At 77.7% G+C, this 265-nt stretch carries 1 protein-coding gene; it reads right to left on the reverse strand.

The genetic code is table 11. From position 1 onward, the window contains the following. The coding region (locus tag KVT14_RS20490; protein ID WP_217617307.1) for an AMP-binding protein at positions 1 to 265 on the reverse strand (265 nt) is incomplete at both ends.

Consider the following 265-nt stretch of genomic DNA (forward strand, 5'->3'; position numbering starts at 1 on the left):
CGCCAGCGGCATGACCAGCCGCGTCCGCGCGCCGGGGGTCGCGACCACCTCGTGCAGGCCCTGGACGGCGTTGCGGGCGAGCACCGCGAAGTTGCCGTGGGTCAGCTCGACGCCCATGGGGCGGCCGGTCGTCCCGGAGGTGTAGATGATCGTCGCGAGGTCGACCCGGCCGGCGTGCCGGCGCAGCCGGTCCACCTCCGAGTCGGGCACCGCGGCGCGCTCGGCGGCCAGGGCGTCCACCGCGCCGCCGTCGCTCACGGGCACG

Origin of the sequence: Cellulomonas sp. GbtcB1, from assembly GCF_019091725.1 — a bacterium.
Classification (GTDB): Bacteria; Actinomycetota; Actinomycetes; order Actinomycetales; family Cellulomonadaceae; genus Cellulomonas.